We start from the raw sequence: 16,185 nt of genomic DNA on the forward strand, positions 1-16,185 counted from the left end.
GACGTATAAGGCGAGGCAGAGTATGGATGCTCCGGCCACCGGGTGGACCGAGGGCGGAACGGGCAGATCGTCCGACGCGACCCTGATCCATCGCACCCTGACCGAGCTGTCACCCGTCGCGGATCAGGCGACGTCGTATTTCTACGCGCTGCTCTTCGTGCGCCACCCCGAGCTGCGTGACCTCTTCCCGGTCGCGATGGATGTCCAGCGCGACCGGCTGCTGCGCGCGATCCTCGCCGCGGCCGACCGGCTGGACGATGCGCGCGCGCTCACCGACTACCTCGGTGAACTGGGCCGGGGACACCGCAAGTACGGCACGCTGCCCGCGCACTATCCCGCGGTGGGGGAAGCCCTCATGGGCGCCCTGAGCCGCTACGCGGCCACCACGTGGAACGCGGAGACCGAAGCGGCCTGGGTACGCGCCTACACCGCGATGTCGCAGATCATGATCGACGCGGCAGCCGAGGAAGAGCGGTGGGCCCCGGCCCTGTGGCGCGCCGAAGTGGTCTCCCACGAGCTCAGGACCCGCGACATAGCGGTGCTCACGCTCCGCGCCGAGTACGCGTACCCCTTTGTCGCCGGTCAGTACACGGCCGTGGAGACTCCTTGGTGGCCCCGGGTCTGGCGGCACTACTCCTTCGCCTCGGCGCCCCGTCCGGACGGGCTGCTCACCTTCCACGTGAAGGCGGTCCCGGCCGGCTGGGTCTCCAACGCCCTGGTGCACCGGGCCCGGCCCGGGGACGTTCTGTACCTCGGCAGGCCCACGGGATCGATGACGGTCGACCACTCCACCCACAACGGCCTTCTCTGCCTGGGAGGGGGCACCGGAATCGCCCCCATCAGGGCACTCGTCGAGGATGTCGCGGCGCACGGCGACCGGCGACCCGTGGCGGTCTTCTACGGGGCGCGCAGCGATCACGGCCTGTACGACATCGACACGATGACGCGGCTCCAGAACACCTTTCCCTGGCTCACGGTGCATCCGGTGGTCGACACCGGGGCGGGAGCGGCGGGCGGCCCGATTCGCGGCCCGCTGCCCGACGCGGTGCGGGGGCGCGGCCCGTGGCATCAGTACGACGCCTATCTCTCGGGCCCGCCTGGCATGATCCGCAGCGGTGTGGACGTGCTCCGGGGCCTTGGCGTCCCGGCCGGGCGCATCCGGCACGACCGCTTCGACGAACCGGCCCCCACTGGCCCTTGAGAGGTATCAGTCCAGGTCGGGCGCGTGCATCGCGCGTACGCCCTCGATGTTGCCGTCCAGGTAGTGCCGCAGCGACAGCGGCACCAGGTGGACGGCGGCGATCCCCATCCGGCTGAACGGCACCCGGACGATGTCGTACTCCCCGCAGGGATCGTCGATCTCAGGGCCGTGCCGCCGGGACGGGGCCATCGACTCCAGTCGGCAGACGAAGAAGTGCTGGACCTTGACGCCTTTCACCCCGCCGCCCTCGATGTGCTCCACCGTGTCGACGAAGCAGGGGACCACATCGGTGATCTTGGCGCCGAGTTCCTCGTCCACCTCGCGGTGCAGGGCGTCGACCACGGTGGCGTCCTCGGGCTCGACGCCGCCGCCAGGGGTGACCCAGTACGGATCGACACCTGGTTTGGTGCGTTTGATGAGGATCAGGTCGTTGCCGTCGAGCAGGATGGCACGTGCGGTGCGCTTGACCACAGGACGTTCGGTCATGGCAAGAGAGTGGCCCGCCGGACCGGTTCTGAAACACCGGGGCCCTGCCGTGCGGCCCTGCGCTCACCAGTCGGCCGCGGCCCACGGCCGCCCTTCGTGTGCCCGCGCGATGTGCGGCAGCGTGAGCGTGCCGGTCCGTACCGCCAGGAAGTAGGCGCGTGGCGGCGGCACGGGCGGATCCAGCAGTGTCACCACCTCACCCCTCTCCGGCGCTCCCACGCACAGATAGCGCGGCAGTACCGTGAGCCCGGCGCCCGCCGCCGTGCATGCCAGAACCGCCCGGAGACCCGGAACGACGACGGTTCCCGCGGCGGCGGGAGGGCTGTCGAAGACGGCGGACCAGTAGCGCGCGACGAGCGGCAGGCTTTCGTGGACCTCCACGACCGGCAGCTGGTCCAGCACCAGAGGGCCGTCGTGCCGCAGAGCTCCCGGGGCCGAGGCGGCCCAGCGCGGCGCGGCGACCAGCATGTGCTCCTCGTCGCAGAGCGGCGCCGAGGTGAGCATCCCGCCACGCGGCCGGGCCGTAGTGATGGCCATGTCGTGATGACCGGCGGCCAGCCCTTTCAGGCTTCCTCGGCACGGGCGAAGAAGGAGCTGCGCGGGGCCAGGCCCTGGGCCACGAACGGGGTGAGCGCGGGCAGCGCCCGGAGGGCTGTGAACTCGGGCGGCCCGGCCAGGCGCAGGGTCCGTACGCCTGATTTCTCGTCCGGCTCCGCCTCGGTGATCCCGACCAGCGCGTCCAGAGGGGGCGCCGCCCGGTGCGCGGGTTCGTCGCCGACGGTCGTCGGGGTGACGCCGCGCACCCTGCGCAGGAAGAGCGGGCGGCCCAGCAGCCGTTCCAGAGTCCGGATCTGTGAGGTCACCGCGGGCTGGGAAAGGCCGCGCAGAGCGGCGGTCCTGGTGAAGGAGCCGGCCCGGTGCACCGTGACGAACGTGCGCAGCAAGGCCAGGTCCATGTCCCGTCCTTCCACCCCGCGACGCTTCGAACCCGTACAGCTATAAATATGGCGATAGGCCGCCGCCGCTTCCGTGACTGGACACTGACAGGGAGTCAATGAGCCGTGTCCGAGCGGATCTTCACAGGAGGAACCGGGATGGTCCGAGCCGCGAGAGGGGGAGGCTCGGACCACCCGTCTCCCCTGCTCGTTGTCCGTGGTGGCCCGTAGGCTGCCGGACATGAGACGAACTGCGGATGCGGGGGCACAGCCTTACTACGCCGAGTCGGCGCAGCGGTTGGGCCAGGTCTACGAGAGCGTTTCCTTCGAGTCGGTGCACGAGCCGCTGCTCGACCTGATCCCGGACCCGCCCGCGCGCGTGCTGGACATCGGCGCGGGGACCGGGCGGGACGCGACAGCCCTGGCCGGGCGCGGTCTCTCGGTCGACGCGGTGGAGCCGGTGGCCGAGCTGCGTGAGGTGGCGGCCCGGCTCCACCCTGACAGCGGGGTGACCTGGAGAGCGGGCGCCCTCCCGGACCTCGACGGGATCCAGGGGCCGTACGACGTCATCCTGCTCTCCGCGGTGTGGATGCATCTGCTGCCGCAGGACCGTCCGGTCGCGATGCGGCGTCTGGCCTCGCTGCTGGCCCCGGGCGGCATGCTGCTGATCACGTTGCGGCACGGTGAACCGCCTGCGGACCGGCGCATGTTCGACATTCCGCCGGAGGAGGTTGCCCGCCACGGAGCGGAGACAGGGCTGTCGGTGCTCCGGGCCGTGCACGAGGAGGCGGACCACCTGGGCCGGGAAGCGGTGCACTGGACTTCCGTAGCACTGCGGAAGGAGCAGGCCTGATCCGGACGACACCCCTCAGCGCAGGGCGGCGTCCAGGGCTTGACGCACGTCCGCGATCAGGTCAGGGGCGTTCTCCGCGCCGACCGAGAAGCGGATGAAGCCCTCGGGTACGGCGTCACCGCCCCAGCGGGCGCGGCGCTCGGCGGTGGAGCGCAGGCCGCCGAAGCTCGTCGCGTCGTCGACCAGCCGCAGCTCGGCCAGGAACCGCTCGGCCCGTTCGCGGTCGGGCAGGACGAACGACACCACGGAGCCGAAGCGCCGCATCTGCCGTACCGCGTTCGGATACGAGGGGTCGGTGGGCAGCCCGGGATACCGCAGCCCGGTCACTCCCGGCCGGTCCCCCAGCGCCTTCGCCAGCGTCAGCGCGGTGGCGCACTGGCGGTCGATGCGCAGCTCCAGTGTGGCCAGCGACCGGTGCGCGAGCCAGGCCTCCATGGGGCCCGGGATCGCGCCGACCACCTTGCGCCAGCGCCGCACCCCCGCCGCCAGCCCGGGATCGCGGCAGGTCACATGGCCGAGCAGGATGTCCCCGTGCCCGGTCAGCCCCTTGGTGTCGCTGGCGACCGAGAAGTCCGCCCCCAGCTCCAGCGGGCGCTGGCCGAGCGGGGTGGCGAGCGTGTTGTCGACGGCCACCAGCGTGCCGGCCGCGTGCGCCACGTCGACGAGTCGGCGCACGTCACAGACATCGAGACCCGGATTGGACGGGGTTTCGATCCACAGCAGCTTCGCGCCTTCGAGGACACCCAGCTGGGCATCGCCGCCGGTCGGCGCGGTCCGCACCTCGACGCCGTACGCCTCCAGCTGCTCCCGCACCAGCGGGAGGGCCTGGTAGCCGTCGTCCGGCAGCACGACCACATCGCCGGTGCGCGCCTGGGACAGCAGCACGGCCGAGATCGCCGCCATCCCGGAAGCGAAGACCGTCGTCTCAACGGGTTCCCCCGGTGCCTCCAGCTCACCGATGGCCCGTTCCAGAAGGGTCCAGGTCGGGTTGGTGTCCCGGCCGTAGGTGTACGGGCCGGTGGGCTCACCGGAGAGGTGGAAGTGCGCGGCGAAGACCGGGCCGGGCAGGGTGGGCTCGAACTGTTCCGGTTCGGGCAGTCCGGCCCGTACGGCCCTGGTTCCGTCACCTGTGCTGTTCATTCCGCTTCCTCGCTTCTTTCCCTGCTGCTCTCCGATGGCCCCGTCGCCGCCTGTCGTGGTCCGGCGGGTGTCCGCTCAGTCGTCGTCCGGCAGGACCACGTTCAGCGCCCACGACACGATCGAGATGATCAGGCCGCCGAGCACAGCGGTCCAGAAGCCCGAGACGTGGAAGCTCAGGTCGAACAGTCCGGCCAGCCAGGAGGTCAGCAGCAGCATGACCGCGTTGACCACCAGGGTGATCAGCCCGAGGGTAAGGATGAAGAGCGGCAGGGTGAGCAGCTTCACGATCGGTTTGACCACGAAGTTCACCAGGCCGAAGATCAGCGCGACCAGGATCAGGGTCAGCGCCTTGCGCCCGGTGCTGCCCCCGGACAGCGTGATGTCCTGGAGCAGCCAGATGGCCACGGCCAGCGCACCTGCGTTGGCGATCGTCTTGACTACGAAATTCTTCATGTGTCTGATCGTGGCAGACGAGGTCGGTGGCGGACACCGGCAGTACAGAGGCAAGGGGCACAGCGGCCATGAAGGCATTCAGACTGGACGAGCTGGAGGCGGAGCGAGCCGCGAACGACGGCGCGTATCTGCAGTTCGTGAAGGAACGCAACATGTCAGTCGGCCTGTACGCGCTGAACGCCGGTGAGATCGATCCGCAGCTGCCGCACCAGCAGGACGAGGTGTACCTCGTCGTCAGCGGCCGCGCCTCGATCACGGTGGGCATGGAGACCACGCAGGTGGGACGTGGCAGCGTGGTCTACGTACCGGCCGGAGTCGCCCACAAGTTCCACCACATCACCGAGGATCTTCGCGTGATGGTGGTCTTCTCCCCGCCCGAGAGCTGAGCCGGGGCGACAGCTGAGCGGAGGCGACAGCCGAGAGCCGAGAGCTGAGAGGCGAGAAGCGAGAGCGGAGAGCGAGAGCGGAGCCGGGGAGCCCCGGGCCGGGGTCCGGTCTCAGGGATCCCTCAGGGGTCGATCAGGGGACTTCAAGGGACGCGGCCCCCCTGACGACCCCCTCCGCGCCTCTAGCATCGACAGCAGGAACTCAAGGAGATGAGGTAGGGACGATGGCCGTACGGGAGATATTCACGGGAATGCCCTGGTGGGTGAGGTGGATCGCGGTGCCGGTCGTCGCGCTCGTCGTGTTCGGCGGTCTGATCGCCAGCGTGATCGCGTTCGTGATCGGGCTGCTCTTCAAGGTCCTGGTCTTCGTGATCCTGGTCGGCGGGATCGTCTTCGTCGTACGTAAGTTCATGTCCTCGTCCTCCTCGCGCAGCGACTGGTAGGACGATCGGAGACCGGCCGGGTGCGTTAGCCCAGCTGAGCTAAGTACCGGGCGAAAGAAACGTTCCCGACGGACCCGGCCTATACAGTGACAATTCGCTGTCGCCGCCGGGGAATTAACAGCCCGTCACCATGCTGACCCGTGGGTTTGTACGACGTTCGGCCTCCGGAATCCAGCCGTGCGGCAGCCGGTGGGGGCGGCCCCCACGGGCGGGATGACCCCCGTCACCATGCCTGGGGGTGACTGTTGACCACGGCATCGAGGGCTGCTGCCCCGACGCTGATCGGATCGGTGCAGCGAGCGCTGAGGCTGATGGAAGCCGTGGTCGCCCACCACGACGGGGCGCCCGCGAAGCAGCTGGCCAGGGAGGCGGGGCTGCCCCTCCCCACCGCCTACCACTTGTTGCGCACCCTGACCCACGAAGGCTACTTACGCCGGGAGAACGGTGTCTTCGTCATCGGCACCGCGGCCCAGCGCCTGATCGGCGAAGGGACGCGGCAGGGCCGTCGCGGCAGGATGGCCGAGGCGCTGGGCCGCTGGCGCGACATCATCGGCGCCCCGGTCTACTGCGCCGTCTACCGCGAGGGCGAGATCGATCTCGTCGCGGTCGCCGACTCCCCCGACGCCCCCGCCGTCGCCGCGTCGGAGTCCTTCCGGGAGACCGGTCACGCGCACGCGATCGGCCAGTGCCTGCTGAGCCGACTCGACGAGAAGGCCCGCGAGGACCATCTGGATCGTCACCCTGTGCGTCCGCTGACCCGCTACTCGCTGCGGGACCGCGCGTCCTTTCTCGAACGGCTGCGGTCGCTGGAACGGATGGAACCCGTCATCGAACGGCAGGAGTACGCGCTGGGGACGGTCTGCGCGGCGATCCCGATCGCGGCGGGATTCACCGCTGCGGCGATGGCGATTTCCTTACCGCTGGACCAGGAGAGCCGGTTGCTCCCCGCAGTCGAACAACTACGTGGCGAAGTCGCCAACCTCTTGCGTTCGTTCGTGTTCTCTATCAGTATCTGAAAAATCACTCCTTGTGATCTGCTATCGCGTGCACCACGATGGCGTCAAGAGGGCCACGGGGGATCATTCCTGGCCAGATTCATCTACTGCGGGGTTGAACGATGCGCGAGTCGGTTCAAGCGGAGGTCATGATGAGCTTCCTCGTCTCCGAGGAACTCTCTTTCCGGATCCCGGTGGAGCTCCGGTACGAGGTATGCGATCCCTATGCGATCCGCATGACCTTCCATTTGCCCGGTGACGCCCCCGTCACCTGGGCGTTCGGCCGTGAGCTGCTGCTCGACGGCCTCAACAGCCCCAGTGGGGACGGTGATGTGCACATCGGGCCCACCGAGCCCGAGGGGCTTTCCGACGTGCATATCCGTCTTCAGGTCGGCGAGGACCGGGCGCTCTTCCGCGCCGGGACGGCGCCACTTGTGGCCTTTCTCGACCGGACGGACAAGCTCGTGCCGCTCGGGCAGGAGTGCACGCTCGGTGACTTCGAGGGCAATCTGGAGGACGCCTTGGGCCGGATCCTTGCCGAGGAGCAGAACGCGGGCTGACGAAGGGCACCGCCGCGGACCGGTCCGCCGGTCGAACACCGGCATCTGCCGGACGGGTGAACCGCCCGCCCGGGAGGCGGTCACAGCTTCGCCCTTCGGCGACGGCCCTTGCCTGCCCCGGCCCACGCGGGTGCCGGAGCTCCGCTCTCAGCGCCGGGCCCTGTGCGGTCCGCGGAGACGACCAGCGCGGCGAGCACCGTCGTCACCGGCACCGAGGCGACCAGCCCGATCGAGCCGACCAGTGTCCGTACGATCTCCTCCGCCACCAGCTCGCTGTTGGCCACCGTCCCCATGCTGCTCTGCGCGACGGAGAACAGCAGCAGCAGCGGCAGCGCGGCGCCCGCGTAGGCGAGCACCAGCGTGTTGACGACCGAGGCGATGTGGTCGCGCCCGATCCTGATGCCTGCCCGGTAGAGACCTCGCACACCCAACGTCGGGTTCGCCTGGTGGAGTTCCCAGACCGCCGACGTCTGGGTGACGGTCACATCGTCGAGAACGCCGAGCGAACCGATGATCACACCGGCCAGCAGTAGTCCGCTCATGTCGATGTGCGGATAGAGGCCGTGGATGAGGCCGGTGTTGTCATCGGTGTTGCCGCTCAGGCTCGCCCAGCCGATGAAGAGCGATCCGAGCAGCCCGATCAGCAGCAGCGAGACCAGCGTGCCGACCACCGCGACCGAGGTGCGGGCCGTCGGGCCGTGACACATGTAGAGCGCGATCAGCATGATCGCGCTGGCCCCGACCACCGCGACGAGCAGCGGGTTCGATCCCTCGAGAATCGCCGGGAGGATGAAGAGGGTCAGTACGGCGAACGACACGGCCAGCGCGATCAGCGCCATCACCCCGCGCATGCGCCCCACCGCGACCACCACCAGGGCGAAGATCCCGGCCAGCAGCGCCATCGGGAACGCCCGGTTCACATCCGTCACCGAGTACTGGAGGTCGTGGGGCGCGTCGGGGGCGTACGCGGCGACCACGCCCTGTCCCTCGCGCAGTTTGCGAGGTGAGTCGGGCTGGACGATCTCGGTGAAGGTCCGCCCCTTGTCCCGGCCGGTCGTCACCTCGATCGACACCTTCTCGCACGGCCCCCGGTCCTTCCCGGCTGCCGCGGTGGAGCCATCGAGAGGCGTCTGAACGGCGTTCACGTCCTTGCAGTCCACCTTGTCGACGGTCACCACCTTTCCCTGCTGGGTCTGCCGGTCGAAGCCGACACCGGTCCGCTCGTGCGACGGTGCGCCGCCCGGCCAGAGCGCCACCAGACCGACGAGAACGGCGGTGGCGAAGGGGATCAGCACGGCGGCGATGACTTTGCGCAGCTGCCGGGAGCCGGGTGCCGCGGGACCGTGACCATGGGAATGTCCGTGGGAGTGGTCGTACGCGGAGCCGGGCGGCTGGTCATGCGTTCGATCGTGTGCTGCGCCCTGTGGCCGGGCCTGTGGTTCGTGGTCCGTGTGGGGAGAGGTCACCGGCCGATCATCGCAAGAAGGGCCGGGCCCTCTGTTCATCGCGCCGGACGGGGCGCTAGCGTGGAGGAACCTTTGCACACGCGGGAGCTCGGAGCACCGGGCTGAGAGGGCGCTGATATCCGTACGTCCGTACGGGACAGGCTGCGCCGACCGCCGAACCTGTTACCGGGTAATGCCGGCGTAGGGAGTAGGTCTCATGACCACATCGGACGCACGCACGCCTGCCTCGAACCAGAGCGTCGAGGCCGGGAAGTCCATCGGCTGGCACAAGGGGTACGTCCAGGGCTCGCGCCCGGACCTCCAGGTGCCGGTCCGTCAGGTGCACCTCAGTAACGGCAAGGACGTGACGCTGTACGACACGTCGGGTCCGTACACCGATCCCGCGGTCGACACCGATGTCCGTCGCGGACTCGCGCCGCTGCGGGCGAACTGGATCATCGCCCGCGGCGACACCGAGGAGTACCCCGGCCGCCCGTCCCGCCCCGAGGACGACGGGCTCAAGCACACCTCGCCGCGTGGTGGGCTGCGCAACCTCGACGCGGTCTTCCCCGGCCGCCCGAGGCTGCCGCGCCGCAGCCGGGATGGCCAGCCGGTCACCCAGCTCGCGTACGCCCGCCGGGGCGAGATCACCCCGGAGATGGAGTACGTGGCCATCCGGGAGAACGTCGCGCCCGAGGTGGTGCGCGAGGAGATCGCGGCGGGCCGGGCCGTCCTGCCGGCCAACGTCAACCACCCCGAGATCGAACCGATGATCATCGGCAAGCGGTTCCTGGTGAAGGTCAACGCCAACATCGGCAACTCCGCGGTGACTTCCTCCATCGAGGAGGAGGTGGAAAAGATGACGTGGGCAACGCGCTGGGGCGCCGATACCGTCATGGATCTGTCCACTGGCCGCAACATTCACACCACCCGTGAGTGGGTTCTGCGTAATTCACCCGTTCCGATCGGCACGGTCCCGCTTTATCAGGCACTCGAAAAGGTCGACGGCCGGGCGGAGGAGCTGACCTGGGAGATCTACAAGGACACCGTCATCGAACAGGCCGAGCAGGGCGTCGACTACATGACCGTCCACGCCGGCGTACGCCTCCCGTACGTGCCGCTTACGGCCCGCCGGAAGACCGGCATCGTCTCCCGCGGCGGCTCGATCATGGCGGCCTGGTGTCTCGCGCACCACCAGGAGTCCTTCCTGTACGAGCACTTCGAGGAGCTCTGCGAGATCCTCGCGAGCTACGACGTGACGTACTCGCTGGGCGACGGCCTGCGGCCCGGCTCGATCGCCGATGCCAACGACGAGGCGCAGTTCGCCGAGCTGCGCACGCTCGGCGAACTGAACACGATCGCCAAGCGGTTCGGCGTACAGACCATGATCGAAGGGCCGGGCCACGTCCCGATGCACAAGATCAAGGAGAACATCGACCTCCAGCAGGAGATCTGCGAGGAGGCGCCGTTCTACACACTCGGCCCGCTGACCACCGATGTCGCGCCGGCGTACGACCACATCACCTCGGGCATCGGCGCGGCGATGATCGCGTGGTGGGGGACGGCGATGCTCTGCTACGTCACGCCGAAGGAGCACCTCGGCCTGCCGAACCGGGACGATGTGAAGACCGGCGTGATCACCTACAAGATCGCGGCGCACGCGGCGGACCTCGCCAAGGGGCACCCGGGGGCGCAGGACTGGGACGACGCGCTCTCGGACGCCCGTTTCGAATTCCGCTGGGAGGACCAGTTCAACCTGGCCCTCGACCCGGACACGGCCCGGGAGTTCCACGACGAGACGCTGCCCGCCGAGCCCGCTAAGACGGCGCACTTCTGCTCGATGTGCGGGCCGAAGTTCTGCTCGATGAAGATCAGCAGAAGCATCACCGAGCAGTTCGGCGGTGACACCGGCTCGACGGCCGAGGAGATCGAGGCAGGGATGCTGGAGAAGTCGAAGGAGTTCGCGGCAGCGGGCAACCGTGTGTACCTGCCACTCGCGGAGACGGACGGCAGGTCGGCTGGCTGAACCGGCCCGCCTCAGCGGAGGGGGGCCCGCCAGGCCACCAGTCCCGGCCGGTCCGCCTCCGCGAAACCCACCGCGAACGGCTTGTCGCCGTCGTCCGTCACCAGGTGGATGCTGCACTCCGTCACGCTGTCACCCGGCGAGATCATCCGGGCGACCCAGTCGGACGGACAGCCGGGTATCCCCGTGTCGGGGACGAAGGGGGTCTTCCCCGGTATCTGCCGGCCCCCCTCGGTGAGCAGGCGGACGTGGCTGGCCTGGTTGGTGTAGAGGTCCTTGGGCCCGGTGCTGGTGTAGGTGACCGATACGTAGTACGGGACGCCACGCCGCTCGTTCTCGTTGAGGTCGAGGTCCAGGCCCGCGAGGTCGGTCGCGCTGCCCCGGCGTACGGACACCAGTGTGGCGGGCAGTTCGAGGATGCCGTCCTCGCGGGCGTCCCACCGGACGCGGACGATGTCGCCCGGCTCCGCCAGCCCGGTGGACGCCGCCTCAAGGCCGCCCTCGACGGGCCAGGCGGCGACCGCGCCGCCCTCGTCGAGGTAGCCGTCGGCGTTGTGCGTCAGCGACAGCACGCCGACGCCCTCGGGCAATGCGTAGGTCAGGCAGGTGCTGTACGAGTCGCCGGGCGCCAGCGTCTTCGGCGCGGTGTCCGCGCAGGGCAGGTCGGCCCCGCCCGGCGCGCCGCCGCTGACGAAGACCTCCTCCCCGCGTGCCCAGTCGGTGCCGTTCAGGGCGAAGTCGCTGTCCACCATGTAGGCGGCGGGGATCTTCTTCCGGCCGGTGTTGGTGACCTCGAAGGTGAGGTAGTGGGGGACCATGCCCTTCAGTCCCTTGTCCACACGCGCCCCCCGCATGTCCTCCTCCGAACCCCGGACCAGGCTCTTCACGGTGATCCTGACGTCGTACGACCGGTGGTCGGTGCCCGTGTGGACGACATCCCGCGCGCCGGTCCGCACCGGCAGGTCCGTCCAGGAGGCAGGCCTCTTCGCGGCTCGCTCCACGGCCCGGCCCACGCCCTGTCCCCCCGTGCACCCGGCGAGGAGGAGTGTCGCCGCCGCGCCCATGGCGGGCTTCCTGATGTAGCTGGACAGGCGCATGGACTTCCCTTGCCGCACGATGATCCGGTTCCGCCGGAGGACTGACGCATCGTAGGGCGTCATGGCGCAGGCGGACGCGGCAGGTGGAGGGCCTGGTGCGGTTGCCGTCACTTCTGGCCCTCGGAGAGGATCTGGCCGAGCCACAGGATCACGAGAGGCTGGTCAGAGCGCTCAACGCCGCCACGCTCGTACCGCTCCACCGCGGGAGGCGCCCGAGACCGGGCAGGCCCCCGCCCCCTTCGGGAGGGCACGCCCCCGAAGGGGGTGCCGATCACGTGCCGCCGGTGTCCGCCGGATTCGTGACGAGCGGTGTCCGTCGCGGCGCTCTCGATGTGTATGTATGTCGTCGCCGTGTGCGGTGATCCCGGCGATGACGCGGCGAGCGGCTCCGAGCCCTCCGGAAGAGGGCTCGGAGCGGCGGCCCGGACATTCCGCGCGGACGGGGTACGACCGGACGGGGACGGGCAGGGCCGTGCGGCTGCTCATGGCCGAGCCGTGTGCGACCGGTGCGAGCCCGCCGCGTCCGATCCAGACCGAGTACGCGGGCGGGGCGGGGGGAGCGAGCACTGATCACCGTACGACAGGTGGTGATCAGTCCAGCTCGTGCTCGGGTCCGCCGAAGTCGGGGCCGGTGAAGTCCGGTGAGGTGAAGCTCGGGCGGGGACTCGCCGACGAGCCGTCGCCCGGACTGGAGAAGCCTGGCTTGATGTGGCCGACCTTCGGGATGCGGTTCGCCGAACGGCGGGGCGTGCGCCGGGCGCGCCCGGCCTCGGGATCGGCGAGCGCGTCCCGGAGGAACGGCAGGATGCCGCGCTCCAGCAGGGCGTGGCGCCAGGCCTCCCGGGCCCGCGCCACGTCCTCCGGCAACTCGTCCTCCAGCTCCTCGACGGGCTGCGGTTCGGACGCGTTGCGCAGCGCGGTGAACATCAGCCCGATGGCGGCCGCCACGATGGCGACGGCCATGATCACCGCGAAGACCCAGCCCGCCGTGATCAGGGTGGAGGCGAACCGCGGCGGGTCGTCGAGCAGCCGCAGCAGATAGCCGACGAGCAGGAAGACCAGGGCCGCGGTGCCGGCGAGCACCGGCGCCAGGACTGTCACGACGGCGCCCACACCGGCGCCCGAGCCGGGACGGCTGCCGGTGCCGGGCCCCGGGGCCGCCTCCTGGTCCGTCTCGTCGTCGCCGCGCAGCTCGGCACGGGCCTGCACGTAGTGCGCGTACTCGGTGGCGGCGGTGGCGGTGATCATCTCCGTGGCGTCCAGCGCCATGGTGCGCAGCTGTACGGCGTTGAGCCGCTCGCCGACCTCGGCCAGATCCGGCCGTTCATGGGCGTGGCGCAGTGCGTCGTCGAGGATCCGCTCGTACTCGGGTCGGTCCTCGGCCAGCAGGTGCGGAGCGCTTCTCATCTGCATCCCCCGATGCTCCGTCGGGCCTGACTGCCTGCGCGACGTGGGCAGTTGGGCGGAAACGGAGGAGAGCCTGCTACTGATACGCCGATGGTAGAGCGCCTACGGCACGGGGTGACAGGGGGTTTCCGTAAAGAGGCCCGGTGGTCGGCGTGGTCAGGTCGTGGATGCGTCTGCCCAGAAGAGCGTCAGTCATGCAGAGGCAGTTGGACGACCAGTAGCTTTCCGGCCATGGTCACTCCGCCGTCCATGGCGATGGCGAGCCCGTCCGCGTAGACGTGGGGGCCTTCGACCACGGGGCCGGAGCTGTCCTCGCCGTCCTCCGAACCGACCTCGCCGAGGAGGTACGGGATGGGGCTGTGGCCATGGACGATGCGCTGTCCGCCGTAGGCCGCCATCAGCTCCCGGACCGCCTGCGGGCCCGTCTCGTCGCGGAAGGCGAACCGCTTGGTGAGCTTCCGGAAGAGGTCCCAGCACTCGTCGGCGTCATTACGGGTGAGGACGGCGTGGACGTTGTCGTTGACGTCCTCGATGGTGGCGCCGTACTCCAGGTAGGCCGTCGTGTCGGAGTGCATCAGCAGATGCCCGTCCTCCTCGACGACCGCGTCGAGCCGGGACATCCACTGGAGGTGGACGTCCTGGAGCCGCTCCATGTCGTTCTTCTGGCCGCCGTTGAGCAGCCAGGCGGCCTGGAACGTGGCGGTGCCCGCGCCGGAGTTGACCGGGGTGTCGTTGAACCGCTTGGCGCCGAGGAGCAGCAGCTCGTGGTTGCCCATGAGCGCTTTGCAGTAGCCGCCCGCGGCCGCGGCCTCGGCGGACAGACGCATCACGAGATCGATGACCCCGATGCCGTCAGGGCCGCGGTCGGTGAAGTCGCCGAGGAACCAGAGCCGGGCGTTGCCCGCTGCCCACTTGCCGTCGGCGTCGATGAGGCCCTGCTCGGCGAGGGCGGCGCGCAGCTCATCCAGATAGCCGTGGACGTCACCGACGACATAGAGCGGTCCGCGCCCCTGCTCCTGGGCGGGGAGCGGCTCGGGGGCCACGGTGGGGACCTGGAGGGTGTCCCCGCGGTTGATCACGGGCAGATCGCGCGCGGTGGGCGTGTACCCCTCCGGCGGCTCGTCACCGGGCACCACGTCACCCGGATGCGGTGTCGGCGACGGCACCGGGGCCTGGGCATAAGGCGGTACGCGGAAGTCGCGCAACGTCGCAGTCCGCACCACGGGTTCCTGACCGGCCCCCTGTGTCATCGACCCCTCCACCACCGTCGCACCGCCGTACACCTGACGGGCCCTGCTGGTCGGGCGGTCCGCGGTGTCGTGCGCCCATCATAGGAATGCGGATCGTGCTCTGTGACGCACCAGGGGTGGTGAATCCGGACGCACGTCGGGTTCACCGGCCGATTGGCCCGAAATCTCCTGATCAATCCCTTGTCGGTGAGCGTGGCGCGCTGACCGTCGTGCGGGGCGGGCGGCGTTGCGAGGAGGTCCGCACGATGAGCTCGGTCGGTATGACCTGCTCCACCGGTCCGTCCTGGGCCACGCCCTCGATGGCGTCGATCAGGAGCTGGACGACCGCCGTGCCGATCCTGCGCGGCTTGAGCGAGAGGGTGGTGATGGGGGGCTCGGTCGTCGCGTACACGGTGGACTCGCTGCAGCAGACCAGCAGCAGGTCCTCGGGGACGCGCAGGCCGTACCGGCGTGCCGCCGCGAGCAGGTCGGTGCCGTTGGGGTCGAAGAGCCCGTAGACGGCGTCGGGGCGGTCCGGCCGGGCGAGCAGCCGGTCGGCCGCGACCGCGCCCGCACACGGGTCGTGGGCGGGGTACGACTCGTACACCGGGTCCTGGCCCACGCGCTCGCACCAGTGGAGGTACGCGCTGGTGGACAGGCGTGTGTACGTGTCGGTGGTGGTGCCGGTGAGCAGGCCGATGCGGCGGGCCCCGGCGGCGGCGAGATGGTCGAGCAGGTCGAGCACGGCGGCCCGGTGGTCGTTGTCGACCCAGGCGGTGACCGGGAGCGTGCCGGCCGGGCGGCCGTCCGAGACGACGGGCAGCCCCTGGCGGGCGAGCTCCAGGACGACCGGATCCTGGTCGGAGGGGTCGATCACGACGGTGCCGTCGAGCGCGACGTTCGACCAGACGTCGTGGCGCGAGGTGGCGGGCAGGATGACGAGCGCGTATCCGCGGGCGAGCGCGGCGGAGGTGGCGGCTCTGGCCATCTCCGCGAAGTACGCGAACTCGGTGAAGGTGAAGGGTTCGTCCCCGTAGGTCGTCACGGTCAGGCCGATGAGGCCGGACTTGCCGGTACGGAGGGTGCGGGCCGCGGCGGAAGGGCGGTAGCCCAGGCGCTCTGCGACCTCGCGGACATGGCGTCGGGTGGCGTCCGGGAGCCTGCCCTTGCCGTTGAGCGCGTCGGAGACGGTCGTGATGGAGACCCCCGCGGCGGCGGCCACGTCGCGGATTCCCGCTCGTCCCTGCCTGCCGCCGCGCCGGGGTGTGTCCGTCCGGCTCACCTGGTGCTTCCCTGCTGCTGTCATGGCGTGCCGATAGTAGGGCTCAATCGGGCGGTCGTCCTGATCGCATATTCACGCGTTGACAGGCACGATTCTGCATGATCATCAGGCGTCAAATGCCTTGAAAGCCAAGGACTTTGGTGGTCACAGCCATGGTGTGTCATATGCCGAAGTCGTTGGGCCTACTAAATGGTCGAAGTCTCGACGAGGTCTCATCTCACCACTTCGGGGGACGCGCGCCACGGAGTGA

Annotated in this window: 15 protein-coding genes, 1 pseudogene and 1 riboswitch; of the genes and pseudogenes, 7 read left to right on the plus strand and 9 right to left on the minus strand. The window is 69.7% G+C overall.

What is annotated here, in order from left to right:
• Nucleotides 1-22: 22 nt before the first annotated feature.
• Nucleotides 23-1,201 (plus strand): globin domain-containing protein, encoded by a 1,179-nt coding sequence (locus tag ACFVWY_RS01660; protein WP_389866078.1) that lies wholly within the window; start codon nucleotides 23-25, stop codon nucleotides 1,199-1,201.
• A gap of 6 nt (nucleotides 1,202-1,207) precedes the next feature.
• On the opposite strand, the gene ACFVWY_RS01665 is transcribed toward ACFVWY_RS01660, so the two are convergent.
• Both ACFVWY_RS01665 and ACFVWY_RS01670 read right to left on the minus strand, forming a co-directional pair.
• A complete protein-coding gene (locus ACFVWY_RS01665; RefSeq protein ID WP_389866080.1) occupies nucleotides 1,208-1,687 on the minus strand; it encodes an NUDIX domain-containing protein in 480 nt (159 codons plus the stop codon).
• Nucleotides 1,688-1,750: 63 nt separating this feature from the next.
• Nucleotides 1,751-2,643 (minus strand): annotated as a pseudogene (locus ACFVWY_RS01670) (LysR family transcriptional regulator).
• Nucleotides 2,644-2,863: 220 nt separating this feature from the next.
• On the opposite strand from ACFVWY_RS01670, the gene ACFVWY_RS01675 reads away from it, so the two are divergent.
• Nucleotides 2,864-3,475, plus strand: a complete 612-nt coding sequence (locus ACFVWY_RS01675; protein WP_389866083.1) for a class I SAM-dependent methyltransferase — start codon at nucleotides 2,864-2,866, stop codon at nucleotides 3,473-3,475.
• A 15-nt stretch (nucleotides 3,476-3,490) separates the two neighbouring features.
• Here ACFVWY_RS01675 and ACFVWY_RS01680 read toward each other — a convergent pair whose 3' ends face one another.
• Both ACFVWY_RS01680 and ACFVWY_RS01685 read right to left on the minus strand, forming a co-directional pair.
• A complete protein-coding gene (locus ACFVWY_RS01680) occupies nucleotides 3,491-4,615 on the minus strand; it encodes a cystathionine gamma-lyase (RefSeq protein WP_389866086.1) in 1,125 nt (374 codons plus the stop codon).
• A gap of 75 nt (nucleotides 4,616-4,690) precedes the next feature.
• The gene (locus ACFVWY_RS01685; protein ID WP_389866088.1) at nucleotides 4,691-5,068 is read right to left on the minus strand and encodes a phage holin family protein; all 378 of its coding nucleotides are present in this window, start codon (nucleotides 5,066-5,068) and stop codon (nucleotides 4,691-4,693) included.
• Nucleotides 5,069-5,136: 68 nt separating this feature from the next.
• On the opposite strand from ACFVWY_RS01685, the gene ACFVWY_RS01690 reads away from it, so the two are divergent.
• The 4 genes from ACFVWY_RS01690 to ACFVWY_RS01705 all read left to right on the plus strand — a co-directional run bounded on the left by ACFVWY_RS01690 (nucleotide 5,137) and on the right by ACFVWY_RS01705 (nucleotide 7,452).
• Complete coding sequence (locus tag ACFVWY_RS01690) at nucleotides 5,137-5,454, plus strand: cupin domain-containing protein (protein WP_352274014.1); 318 nt, start codon at nucleotides 5,137-5,139, stop codon at nucleotides 5,452-5,454.
• A 224-nt stretch (nucleotides 5,455-5,678) separates the two neighbouring features.
• A complete protein-coding gene (locus ACFVWY_RS01695; protein WP_389866090.1) occupies nucleotides 5,679-5,897 on the plus strand; it encodes a DUF5326 family protein in 219 nt (72 codons plus the stop codon).
• Between the two features lie 245 nt (nucleotides 5,898-6,142).
• Complete coding sequence (locus tag ACFVWY_RS01700; protein ID WP_389866092.1) at nucleotides 6,143-6,913, plus strand: IclR family transcriptional regulator; 771 nt, start codon at nucleotides 6,143-6,145, stop codon at nucleotides 6,911-6,913.
• A gap of 101 nt (nucleotides 6,914-7,014) precedes the next feature.
• A complete protein-coding gene (locus ACFVWY_RS01705) occupies nucleotides 7,015-7,452 on the plus strand; it encodes an SsgA family sporulation/cell division regulator (RefSeq protein ID WP_072488197.1) in 438 nt (145 codons plus the stop codon).
• An 80-nt stretch (nucleotides 7,453-7,532) separates the two neighbouring features.
• On the opposite strand, the gene ACFVWY_RS01710 is transcribed toward ACFVWY_RS01705, so the two are convergent.
• A complete protein-coding gene (locus ACFVWY_RS01710) occupies nucleotides 7,533-8,918 on the minus strand; it encodes a YibE/F family protein (protein ID WP_389866094.1) in 1,386 nt (461 codons plus the stop codon).
• 70 nt (nucleotides 8,919-8,988) lie between these two features.
• A riboswitch (TPP riboswitch) is annotated at nucleotides 8,989-9,122 on the plus strand.
• On the opposite strand from ACFVWY_RS01710, the gene thiC reads away from it, so the two are divergent.
• Nucleotides 9,115-10,923 carry a phosphomethylpyrimidine synthase ThiC gene (gene thiC / locus ACFVWY_RS01715; RefSeq protein ID WP_389866097.1) on the plus strand — a complete coding sequence of 603 codons (1,809 nt, stop codon included), beginning with the start codon at nucleotides 9,115-9,117 and terminating at the stop codon, nucleotides 10,921-10,923. (Overlaps the previous riboswitch by 8 nt.)
• An 11-nt stretch (nucleotides 10,924-10,934) precedes the next feature.
• Here the strand turns inward: thiC and ACFVWY_RS01720 are convergent, their stop codons facing one another.
• From ACFVWY_RS01720 to ACFVWY_RS01735, 4 genes are all read right to left on the minus strand, one after another.
• Complete coding sequence (locus ACFVWY_RS01720) at nucleotides 10,935-12,017, minus strand: hypothetical protein (RefSeq protein ID WP_389866099.1); 1,083 nt, start codon at nucleotides 12,015-12,017, stop codon at nucleotides 10,935-10,937.
• Between the two features lie 591 nt (nucleotides 12,018-12,608).
• On the minus strand, nucleotides 12,609-13,430 hold the full coding sequence (locus ACFVWY_RS01725) for a hypothetical protein (protein ID WP_389866101.1): 822 nt from the start codon (nucleotides 13,428-13,430) through the stop codon (nucleotides 12,609-12,611).
• A 182-nt stretch (nucleotides 13,431-13,612) separates the two neighbouring features.
• Complete coding sequence (locus ACFVWY_RS01730; RefSeq protein ID WP_389866104.1) at nucleotides 13,613-14,674, minus strand: metallophosphoesterase; 1,062 nt, start codon at nucleotides 14,672-14,674, stop codon at nucleotides 13,613-13,615.
• 172 nt (nucleotides 14,675-14,846) lie between these two features.
• Entirely contained in the window at nucleotides 14,847-15,959 is a 1,113-nt protein-coding gene (locus tag ACFVWY_RS01735; RefSeq protein ID WP_389866106.1) for a LacI family DNA-binding transcriptional regulator, read from the minus strand.
• Nucleotides 15,960-16,185: the final 226 nt, after the last annotated feature.

The organism is Streptomyces sp. NPDC058195 (assembly GCF_042883525.1).
Classification (GTDB): Bacteria; Actinomycetota; Actinomycetes; order Streptomycetales; family Streptomycetaceae; genus Streptomyces.